A 10,833-nucleotide genomic window follows, 5' to 3' on the forward strand; every position below is an offset into this window, starting at 1 on the left:
TACCCGCCTTCGGGGGTGCGAGTTAAGCCGTCGAATGAATGCTGTGCACCGTCGCATACGCCTGGTATTGCGACAGCAGATTTCGTCCGGCGATCGCCTGTGACGAGGCGACGCACAACAAAGGGAGAACCGGGACATGGGCAGGTCGGTCGCCATTATCGGCACGCGGGGCTATCCCAGTTACTACGGGGGATTCGAGACAGCCGTCCGACGTCTCGCGCCATTCCTGGCGGAGCAGGGATGGGAGGTCACGGTCTACGGAAGGCCGGGCACCACGGCCCTGCAGGACCCGGACCGCGACGAGCGGGTGATCACCCGGCAGACGCGGGGAGTCGAGAGCAAGTCGCTCAGCACCCTCTCCTACGGGCTCACGGCCGCTCTCGACGCGGCGAAGCGCAAGCCCGACGTCGCCCTGGTGCTCAACTGCGCCAACGGCTTCTGGCTGCCGATCCTCAAGCAGCGCGGCATCCCCACCGTCGTCAACGTCGACGGCATCGAGTGGGACCGCGCCAAGTGGGGCCGCTTCGCGAAGTTCGTCTTCCACCAGGGCGCGGTCTGGACCGCCCGCCACGGCGACCGCATGGTCTACGACGCCGCGGCGATCGAGACGCGCTGGAAGCGGGAGTTCGGCCGCGACGGCGACGTCATCCCCTACGGCGGCGACGTCCCGCCGGAGCACCCGGTCGAGCCGGGGCTCACCCACCGCGGCTACGCGCTGATCGTGGCGCGCTTCGTCCCCGAGAACACGGTGCCCGAGTTCATCGAGGCGGCCGAGCGGATCGCGCGGACCCACGACGTGGTCGTCGTCGGCTCCTCCGGCTACGGCGGGCCGATCGACCAGGCGGTGAGCGCCCTCGCGCAGCAGAACGCGCGGGTGCACTGGTTCGGGCACGTCAGCGACGACACCCGGCTCCACTCCCTCTGGCAGCACGCCGGGGCCTACTTCCACGGGCACAGCGTCGGCGGCACCAACCCGGCTCTCGTGCAGGCGATGGCCTGCGGGGCTCCGGTCGTCGCCCGCGACACCGTCTTCAACCGCGAGGTGCTCCAGGAGGCGGGGCGCTTCGTCGCTCCGACCCCGGACGCGATCGCCGAGGGCGTGCTCGCCGTGCTGAACGACCCGATCGAGCAGGAGCGGCTCTCGTACCGCGGGCACCTGCGGGCCGTGCACTCCTACTCCTGGGCCGAGGTGAACGCCGGCTACGAGCGCTCGCTGCTGAGCGTTATCGCCGAGCGGGCCTCCGCGGGAGCGAGCAGGAGCCGGGCGTGAGGGCCCCGCGCGACCTCGGCTACGACGACCTCCTCATCAGCTACCACGTCGGCCCGCTGACGGGCGTGACCGCGGAGCGTGTGCGCACCGCGCTGCGCGACCTCCTCCTCTCGCCCCGCGGCGCCGTGCTCCTGCGGCGCCGCACCCGCCTCCGCGGGTGGCGCCGGATCGACGTGGCCGCCGCCCTCGACGCGGCCGAGCGCGCCGTGCGGGTCGTCGACGGCCCGCTCGAGCGCGAGGACCTGGCGCACCGACTGCTGGCGCCGCAGTTCGCGCCGGGCGAGCTGCCGGTCCGGATCCTGTTCGACGGCGCGACGGTCGGCTTCACCCTCCCGCACAGCCTCTTCGACGGCACGGGAGCGACCGCGGTCGTCGCGCTCGTGATCGAGAAGCTGGGCGCCCCGGGAGCCGACGGCACCGCTCCGAAACCGCTCGCGACCGCTCCGCTGCGCGAGATCGTGGAGCGCTTCGAGCTCACCGGTCTCGCCGGCGCCAGGAGGGCCCGCGACACCTTCCGCACCCTGACCGCCGCGACCGGCACCGGCTACCAGCTGGACGCGACCCTCTCGAAGGAGGAGTCGGACCGCCGCGCGCGCCTGGTGACCGCGGTGCTCGGCCCCGAGACGCTCCGGGCGATCGCCGCGACCCCGGAGCAGGCGCGCGACGGCCGGCGCCCCGCCCGCCCACCGGTGTCGCTCAAGACCGCGAGCCTCGTGCTCCGCTGCCTGCAGGACTGCGCCGCCGACGGCCTCGACTTCCGCGTCGTCGTACCGGTCGACGCGCGCCGCTGGGTCGCGAAGGGCACCGAGGTCGGCGGCAACCTCTCGCCGTCCCTCCCGCTCGGCCGCCTCCGCGCCGACGACTGGTCCGCGACCTCGCTCCTCGAGCGGCTGTCCGCGGCCACGAAGTCCGGCCTCCCCGCGACCTGGCTGCTCGCGAGCGCGCTGCTGAGCATCAAGACCCTCGTGCAGCACCCGCTGGCACCCCTGCGCACGCCGCGCGGGACGCCCCGCGTGCCGTGGGAGATCCACGTCTCCCTCCCCTCCACCGAGGTGCCCGTCCCGGAGGAGCTGCTGCCGCGGATCGAGCCGGACACCATGGTCGGCGGGATGCCCGCCCACCTGCGCTTCCCGCTCGGCGTCTGGGTCGAGATCGCGCCGCTGCGCGACAGCATGCACCTGACCGTCCACGACGAGACCGGCACCTTCGCTCTCGACGGCTTCGAGGAGCGGCTGCTCGCCGCCGTCGGCGCCCGGGCCGCGGAGGCCTCGTGAGCGGGCTGCTGCGCCTCCTGAACTCCCCGATCACCATGCTCGCGAGCCGGCTCTCGGTGGCGGCGCTCGGGCTGGTCAGCGCCCCGCTGATCGCGCAGGCCCTCGGCCCGAGCGGACGCGGCGAGACGGCCGCGGCCCTCGCCTCGATGTACCTGATCCCGATCGTGCTCGCGCTCGGCATGCCCCTCGAGATCCGCCGGCGCGTGCTCGCCGCGGCGGGCGACCTCGGCGCGGTGCGCACTGCCCGGCGGCTCGCGCTGCTGACCGCGATCCCGGCGGCACTGGTCGCCTGGCTGCTCACCTCGACCCTCCTCTCGGCGCTCGACGAGGCGGCCACGATCGCGGTGTTCGTCGCGATCACCGGCACCCCGCTCATGGTCTGCTGGATGATCGACATCGGCGTCGTCGGGGCGCAGCGCCGCTTCGGAGCGGTCGCGCTGCTCCAGGCCACGCAGCCGCTGGTCTACGTCGGCGGGATCGTGGTGCTGTTCCTCCTCGACTCGATCACCGTCTCCGGCGTGATCTGGTCGAACTTCGCCGGCTCCGTGATGACCGCGCTGATCGGCTCGCTGCTCGACCGACCCCGCGGAGCCGCTCCGGCGCCCTGGCGGCCGCTCGTCCGCGGCTCCGTCACCTTCTACGGCGCGCAGGCCTCGGACGCCGCGTACCAGCGCCTCGACCAGGTGATCATGCTGCCGCTGATCGGCTCGCACCAGGCCGGTCTCTACTCGGTCGCCGTGACGATCGGCACGCTGCCCGTGTTCCTCGCGCACGCGGTCGCCGCTCCGGTCTTCTCGGACATCAGCCGGACGGAGGGGGGCGCCCGCGTCACCGCGACCGGCGACGCGCTGCGCTCGGCCTTCGCGGTCGGCCTGGCCTCGGCCGTGTTCCTCGCCGTCGTCACCCCCTGGGGCGTGCCGTTCCTCTTCGGCGACGAGTTCGCGGAGGCGATGCCCGCGGTCTTCTTCGCGATCCTCGGCTCCGTCTTCGTGGTCGTCACCGTCAGCGCCGGCGAGGTGCTCTCGGCGCGCAACCGCGGCATCAGCCTCACCGTCGCGCAGGGCGCCGGGCTGATCACCTGCCTCGTGCTCCTGTTCGCCTTCGGCCCGGCGAACGGCGCGATCGCCGCCGCCATCGCCAACGCGAGCGGGATCCTGATGGCGCTGGTGGTGATGGTGCTCGCGATCCGGCCCCCGGCGCGGACCATCGTCCCGCGGCCCTCCGACGTCCCGCTGGTCGTCCGGCGCCTCACGATGCGGGGCGGCGCGGCATGACCCGCACCGCGGCGCCGCTGCCCCGGGCCGGCTCCCGCACGGCCGCCCGCGGACCGGTGCGCACCCGCCGCACGCTCCGCGCCCTCCTCGGCCGCGACGGGCTCGGCCTGCCGTGGCTGGGCGTCCTGCTGCTGGTCTTCGCCCTCCCCGCGAACGGAGTCGCCTCCGCGTTCCTGCCGGGCGCCTCGGCGACCGCGTTCGGCGCGATCAAGGACGCCACCATCCTCGGACTCTTCCTGCTCGTGCTGGTCAGCGGGCGGATCAAGCGGGTGCCGGTGCCGATCGTCGTGCTCGTACTGATGATCGTCGGCCTCGGCGCCGTCTCGGCCGTGTGGACGGAGAACCCGATCCAGGCCGCCTACGGCTGGCGCAACGACTTCCTGCCGTTCCTCGCGCTCATCGTGGTGCCCGCGGTGCTCGAGAAGCGCCACCTCGGGATCCTCGCGGCCGCGTTCGTCGTCGCGCTGCAGCTCTCCTCGATCACGACCATCCTCACCTGGAACCAGGGGCTCGACTGGCTGTTCACCCTCGGGGTGTTCCCGCTGGCTCCCGGGACGCCGTTCCCCTCCTCCCTCTTCGTCGCCGGGAGCATCGTGCCCCGCGGCTTCAGCCCCTACAGCGCCCCGAACGAGAGCGCCGTCGCCGTCACGATCGCGCTCGCCGTGCTGTGGACCCGCCCCCGCTGGCCGCTGTGGCTGAAGGGCGCTCTGACGCTCCTGCCGCTGGTGGCCGTCTACCTGACGCAGTCCCGGAGCGGCTACATCGGCCTGGCGATGCTCGCGGTGACCCTGGTGGCCTGGGCGCTGTTCCGCGCGAAGCCGATGCTGGTGTGGGCGATGCTCACCGTGACCACGGCCGCGGCCGTCGGCGGAGTCACGCTCTACCTCTACATCGACAAGGTGATCTCGCACGTCGCCGACCCGTCGCTGATCGGCCACAGCGACAGCCTGCTCGAGAACATCCCGCTGCTCGTCGCGCACCCGTTCGGCTTCGGCCTCGGCAAGGTCGGCCCGCGCGCGCAGCTGTACTCGACCGACAGCGTCCTCGTCGAGAGCTTCTTCCTCGTGCTCGCGATCGAGTCGGGGATCATCGTGATGCTGCTGTTCGCGGCGCTGCTGGTGTACCTGTTCCTCCGCGGGCTGCGCGCGCCGACCCTCGACGGCTTCCTGCCCACGGCCGTGGTCGCGGGCACGCTGGTCAGCTACACGGTGCTGCCGACGCTCCAGGAGGGTCCGGTGGCGTACACGCTCTGGATCGTCTGCGGCATGGGCGTCGTGGCGGGGCGGGCCGAGCAGGCGGTGCGCGCGGGCACCGCCCGGGTCCGCGAGCCCTCACCCTCGCGCAACGCCGCCCACCTCGACGGGCCGCGCGCCGGCACCGGGGCGCACGTCGTCACTCCCCGCGGGGAGGGGCGCCGGCACCGGCTGCAGCGCTCCCGGGTCTCAGGCGGACGCCGTCGCCGCGGCGGTGACGACCGTGCTGCGGGGAGCCTGCGCGACCACGGTCCCGAGGACGTCGCCCCCGACGTCCCGTAGCCGGTCGGCCGCGGCGACGAGGTCGGCCGAGGACGAGACCCCGGCGCCCGCGACGAGGACCGTCGTGGCGACCATCTTGCCCAGCAGCACCGCGTCGGTGGCAGAGAGGATCGCGGGGGAGTCGACGATCACGTGGTCGTAGCGGCGCGAGAGGTGCGCGATCACGCGCTCCATCGCGGGGGTGCCGATCAGGTCGCTCGGGTTCGCCTGGCTGCCGCCGGCCGTGAGCACCGTGACGCCCTGCGCGCTGACGGGCAGCGACCCGTCGGCGGGCAGGGTGCCGGTGCGGAGCAGGTCGGCGAGGGTCGGTCCGCCCGTGGGGACGCGGAAGACCGTCGACTGCGCCGGGTCGCGCAGGTCGGCGTCGATCAGCACCACGGTGCGGCCGATCTGGGCGATCGAGACGGCGAGGTTCGCGGCCACCGTGCTCTTGCCGTCGCCCTCGCGGGCGGAGGTGACGAGCAGGGTGCGCTCGTGGGTGCCGGAGCCGAAGAGGAGCGTCGTGCGCAGCATGCGGAACGACTCGGCGACGGCGCTGCGGCCGTCCACGACGAGGGGGGAGCGGCGGACGGCCGTGTCGAAGGGGATCGACTCGAGCACCGGCAGGGTGGTGCCGGCGGCGACGTCCTTGGCCGAGCGGATGCGGGAGTCGCCGAGCGAGCGCAGCACGACGACGCCGACGCCGAGGATGAGGCCGGTCGCTCCGCCGAGCACGAGGTAGACGAGGAGGTCGGGGCTGAGCGGCGAGCCCGGCACGGACGCCGCCTCGAGCACCTTCACGTCGACCCGGCTCGCGCCGCCCGTGACGGGGCGCTCGATCTGCGCGACGTAGCTGCGCAGGCTCTCGGCGACCGCGTCGGCGATCCGCGCGGCCCGCTCGGCGTCGGCGTCGACCACGTCGATGCTCATGATGACCGTGCCGGGGAGCGCGGCGGGAGTGACCTCGCCCGCCAGGTCGCCGACGGTCATGTCGAGTCCGAGGTCGTCGATGACGGGCTGCAGCACCGAGCTCGAGTCGACCAGCGCGACGTAGGAGGCCACCCGGGCCTCGGCACTCGTAAAGGAGGCGCCGACCTCGGCGCTGGACTGGTTGTCGGCGGTCGCGACCGAGACGAACACGGTCGTCTGCGCCCGATACTCCGACTCCGACGCCATGGTCGCCACCGACGCGGCCGCGAGGCCGAGGGCGACGAAGATCGAGATGACGAGCCAGCCCCGGCGGAGAAGACGTCCGTACTCGCGAATTCCCACAGTGCCGTCCTTGTCGAGGAGGGACCCGGCGGACCGGATCGAGACGATGAGCGTGCTGGTGTCGATCCTGGCAGAACCGCGCCGCGTGTCATCGGCGCCGGGCCGAGCCGGCACCCCCGGACAGGCGCGGGAGAGGGCCAGCGGCGGGATCGGGGGGTCAGGACTGTCGGGCCCCGCCCGATCGGCGTCGCGAGACGACGGACGGCCACTCGTCCGGAGCGCCTCCGCTCCCGTCACGGGCCGCTCCCCGGCCGCGCCTACTTCTTGTAGCTCCTGGTGACGGTGTTGTTCGCGGGGGTGGGGTCGCCGATCGCGGTGGAGCTCTTGGCGGTGATCGTCGACGTGCCCGCCCGGGGGGTGAGGACGACGGTCCGGGTGGTGCTCTGCCCGGCTCCGAGGGTGGGGATCTTCCAGGTGAGGACGGTCGTCCCGGCGATCCTGCCGGGGGTGCGGGTGGCGCCTCCGGTGTCGGTGACGGTGGTGGGGACGATCATCTGGATGACGGTGGATCCGGTGTCGCGGGTGCCGACGTTGGTGACGGTGGTGGTGGCGGTGAGGGTCCTGCCGGTGATCTTCGTGGCGGTGGGGGTGAGGGCGACCTTCAGGTCGGCGCGGCTGCCGGAGACGATCTTGACGATGCGGGTGGCGGTCGCGGCGGCCCAGGTGCCGTCGCCGGCCTGGGCGGCGGTGACGGTGCAGGCGCTCGTCCCGGTGAGGGTCACCGTTCCCGCGGAGGTGACGGTGCACGGGCCGGTGGCGGTGTAGGCCACCGGGAGACCGGAGGAGGCCTTCGCGGCGAGGGAGTAGGCGACTCCGGTGGTCGGGGTCGCCGACGTGTTCGCGGTGAACGCGACGGTCTGCGGCTTCTTCTCGATCGACGCGGCGGTCACCACGAGGGTGCGGGTCGCCTGCGGGGCGGCGTTCCGGTCGGCGTCGCCGGCCTGATCCAGGGTGAGCACGCAGTCTCCCGGAGCGGCGAAGGTCACGGTGCCGTTCGCGACGGTGCAGGCCGCGGAGGCGGTCCCGAGGACGATCGGGGCGCTCGACGCGCCGCCGGTGACGGTCGGAGTCCACGTTCCTCCGACGACCGCCGCGGGAGCGGTGGAGGTGAAGGCGACGGTCTGCGCAGCCCTGCCGATCGTGAAGGCGCGGTCGGCGTGAGCAGCGGCGTGCGCAGCGTCGCCGGCCTGCTCGAGGGTCAGGGTGCAGGTGCCGGCGTGGTCGTAGGAGACCGAGCCCCCGGAGACCGAGCAGGCTCCCGAGGCGGCGAGCAGCGGATCGGCGGAGGACGGGCCCCGGACGATCACCGGCGTGGACGATCCGCCGACGACCGCGTCGACCGGAGCGTCGCCGCCGAACGAGACGGACCCGGCGGCCAGGCCCACCGCGATGGTCTGCGAGACCTGCGCAGCGGCGAGATGACCGGAGTCGCCGGCCTGATCGGCGGTGACGGTGCAGGTGCCGGCGCCTCCGAAGGTGACGACGCCGTCCGTCAGGGTGCAGGCGCCCGAGGCGGCGAGCACGACCGGCTGCCCGGACGCGCCGCCCGTCGCGGCGGGCGTGTAGGTGCCGCCCGGGACGGCGGGGGAGGGGGGAGTGGAGGTGAAGGCGATCGTCTGGGCCGGAAGGGTCACCTGAACGGTGCCGGCGACGTTCGGAGCCTGCTGATAGGTGGAGTCGCCCTGCTGGAACGCGTAGTACGAGCAGGTGCCGACAGCGGTGAGGAGGATGTCGACGGAGCCCGGATCGACCCGGGTCGTGCGGCAGGCGTCGTACGCGACGGCGAAGGCGGGCAGGCCCGAGCTCGCGGTCATCGTGAGGGTGACGGTGTCGCCGACGGCTCCGGTCGTGGGAGGGGTCGGGGCGAGGGTGATCGTCTGGGGTCCCTTCCGCACCGTGAAGGTGGACGACCGCTGCAGAGCGGGCGCGTAGTCCGCGTTCCCGAGCTGGTCGGCGGTGACGACGCACTCCTCGCCGACCTCGGTGAAGGTCACCACGCCGTCGGCGATGGTGCAGCCGCCGGTCGCGCCGTAGGTCGTGGGAAGCCCCGACGTGGCTGTCGCGACGGGGGAGTAGGTGGCGGAGCGCGCGGTGTCGATGCCGTGCGGGTAGTCGTAGACGATGCTCTGCGGGAGGCGGTCGACGGTGAACGATCCGGTGCGCTGCGGCGCGGGGAGGTAGAGCTCCGAGCCCTCCTGGTCGAAGCGGATGGTGCAGGTGCCCGGGCGGAGGGTGCGCACGGAGGTGCCGCCGATGATCGAGCAGACCTCCGGGGTCGTGCTCGTGACCGTGACCGGCAGACCGCTGCCGGCACTGGCGCGGAGGTCGGCGTCCTCATCCGTCGTGAGAGCGCTCGTGGGGAGGAGGAAGTCGATGCTCTGCGCCTTCCGCACCACCTCCTCCACCGGCTTCGCGACCACCGTGAAGCTCGTCTCGACCGCCGGGGCCGCCGCGTAGCGCTGGTCGCCGGGCTGGCCGGCGCGGACGACGCAGGTCCCCGCGGCGACGCCCGCGAACACGGACCGGCTCAGTCCCTCGAAGAGGAACGGAGTGCCGTCGAGCCGGCAGACCTCCGGCGTCGTGGTCGTGAAGTCCACCGGGAGACCCGAGGTGGACGTCGCGGTCACCGAGTAGGAGCCGGTCGAGTACGCGTAGCCCGCCAGAGCGAACGCGACCGACTGGGACCTGGGCGAGAGAGTCCTGGTGCGGACGACGTCCGGAGCCGCGGTCCAGCCCGTGCCCCCGGCCTGGGAGGCGGTGATGGAGCAGAGCCCGCCGACCCGGCCGACCGCGCGTCCCGCGGTCACCGTGCACACGTCAGGAGTGGTGCTGACGTAGGTCACCGGCAGACCCGAGGACGCGGTGGCCTGCAGGACGAGGTCCCGACCGTCGGTGTCGAGGCCGGTCAGCTCCGGGAACGCGATCGTCTGCCCGGTCTGCGCGGTGAGGGTGAAGGTCGAGCGCGTGATCGGTGTCCGTGCGTAGACGACGGGATCCCGGTTGTACCCGTTGAATCCGGTGTAGAGCGCGCGGATCTCGTGGCTCCCGCGCGCGAATCCCTCCGGGACCTCGATGCTCACGGTCTCGGACGTCTCCGCACCGGTCAGCGTGACGGTGCCGAGCGGTCGCTGCGTCTGGCCGGTGAACTCGGTGAACGAGATCGATCCTCCGCCGATCTGGTCCGGCTTCCTCGTGTAGCCGGTGTCGACGTCCCGGTACGAGTTCTTCGAGAGAGTGGCGGTGAGGGTCGTGGGGACGTCGATCGCGGTCGTCGACGCGCTCACCGTCATGGTGGCGTCGGGGAGCCAGGCGACCAGTGCGTCGCCGACCTTGTAGGGGCTGAGTCCGGGATCGGCGATCGGCCAGCTCCCTCCGCCTCCGCCTCCGCCGCCGGCTGCTCCCAGGTTGGTGTAGATGAACTCGCCGCCGCCCGCTCCGCCTCCGCCGCCGCCCGCCGATCCGGCGCCGCCCTGTCCGCCGCTGGCGTAGACGTCGCCCGAGGCCCGCGCGCCTGCTCCGCCGAAGCCGTGAGGGTCGGCGCCCAGGCCGTCCCAGAACATGTGCCCGGTCCCGCCGCTCGCCTCCGAGCCGAACGTCGGGACGGCATCGAGGAAGCCGCCGAGGTAGGCGGTGTCGCCACCGCTGCCGCCGGTCCCCGGGGTGTCGATCGTCGCGCCGCCGCCGCCGCCCCCGGGGAAGCCGCCGGTGCCGTGGCCCGCTTCGCCCGGCCGGCCGGCGGCACCGCCGTCGGAGCCGTCGTACAGGATGGTCGCGTTCGATCCGCTTCCTCCGCCCGCGGCGACGGCGATGACATCGCCGCCGACGGGGTCGCAGTTCTCGTCGGGTTCGCTGAAGGACACCCACTTGGCGTCCCCACCCCCCTCGAAGCCCCCGCTCCGGAGGCTTCCCCAGTAGATCGTCTGACCGGGCGTCACCTTCACGTCGTAGAGCGTGAAAGCCGCGCCGGCGCCGCCGGTGCCCCCGGTGTTCCCCACGCTGTCGAAGTCCTGACCGTCGGCTCCTCGGTTGCCCCGGGCGGTGACGTCGGCGGTGTGGACGTTCGCAGGCACAGTGAACCTGCCGTCCGTCGTGCACGCGTCGTAGAACCGATTGGCGGAGGCGGGGGGTGCGCCGACCAGCGTGAGCGCCGCGGCGGCGAGGACCACCGCGAGACCGCCGGCGAGGGGGCGCCGGAGGCGGGACCGCGTCGAGGGGGACGGGGTCGAGGG

The 10,833-nt window shown here is 73.3% G+C and carries 6 protein-coding genes; 4 read left to right on the forward strand and 2 right to left on the reverse strand.

All coding sequences use genetic code 11. The features are described from left to right. Window positions 1-136: 136 nt before the first annotated feature. Genes C5C49_RS12850 through C5C49_RS12865 form a run of 4 tightly spaced genes read left to right on the forward strand, consistent with a single transcriptional unit; the run spans window position 137 to window position 5,353 of the window. A complete protein-coding gene (locus tag C5C49_RS12850; protein WP_104256434.1) occupies window positions 137-1,270 on the forward strand; it encodes a glycosyltransferase in 1,134 nt (377 codons plus the stop codon). After that, complete coding sequence (locus tag C5C49_RS12855; protein WP_104346306.1) at window positions 1,267-2,544, forward strand: hypothetical protein; 1,278 nt, start codon at window positions 1,267-1,269, stop codon at window positions 2,542-2,544. Before C5C49_RS12850 ends, C5C49_RS12855 begins: the two co-directional genes overlap by 4 nt. Continuing rightward, the gene (locus C5C49_RS12860; protein ID WP_104346307.1) at window positions 2,541-3,818 is read left to right on the forward strand and encodes a lipopolysaccharide biosynthesis protein; all 1,278 of its coding nucleotides are present in this window, start codon (window positions 2,541-2,543) and stop codon (window positions 3,816-3,818) included. Before C5C49_RS12855 ends, C5C49_RS12860 begins: the two co-directional genes overlap by 4 nt. Further along, the gene (locus C5C49_RS12865) at window positions 3,815-5,353 is read left to right on the forward strand and encodes an O-antigen ligase (protein ID WP_104346308.1); all 1,539 of its coding nucleotides are present in this window, start codon (window positions 3,815-3,817) and stop codon (window positions 5,351-5,353) included. Before C5C49_RS12860 ends, C5C49_RS12865 begins: the two co-directional genes overlap by 4 nt. On the opposite strand, the gene C5C49_RS17095 is transcribed toward C5C49_RS12865, so the two are convergent. Together C5C49_RS17095 and C5C49_RS17460 are read right to left on the reverse strand one after the other, a co-directional pair. Then, on the reverse strand, window positions 5,261-6,604 hold the full coding sequence (locus tag C5C49_RS17095) for a polysaccharide biosynthesis tyrosine autokinase (RefSeq protein ID WP_181135777.1): 1,344 nt from the start codon (window positions 6,602-6,604) through the stop codon (window positions 5,261-5,263). The genes C5C49_RS12865 and C5C49_RS17095 overlap by 93 nt on opposite strands. 257 nt (window positions 6,605-6,861) lie before the next feature. After that, entirely contained in the window at window positions 6,862-10,674 is a 3,813-nt protein-coding gene (locus C5C49_RS17460; protein ID WP_181135778.1) for a DUF11 domain-containing protein, read from the reverse strand. Between the last annotated feature and the right edge of the window lie 159 nt (window positions 10,675-10,833).

Source organism: Rathayibacter sp. AY1E2 (genome assembly GCF_002932325.1).
Classification (GTDB): Bacteria; Actinomycetota; Actinomycetes; order Actinomycetales; family Microbacteriaceae; genus Rathayibacter.

Bases quoted from the DNA above. Each gene is read 5' to 3' on its own strand.
- C5C49_RS12850 (WP_104256434.1), top strand. From the start codon at position 137: ATGGGCAGGTCGGTCGCCATTATCGGCACGCGGGGCTATCCCAGTTAC.
- C5C49_RS12865 (WP_104346308.1), top strand. From the start codon at position 3,815: ATGACCCGCACCGCGGCGCCGCTGCCCCGGGCCGGCTCCCGCACGGCC.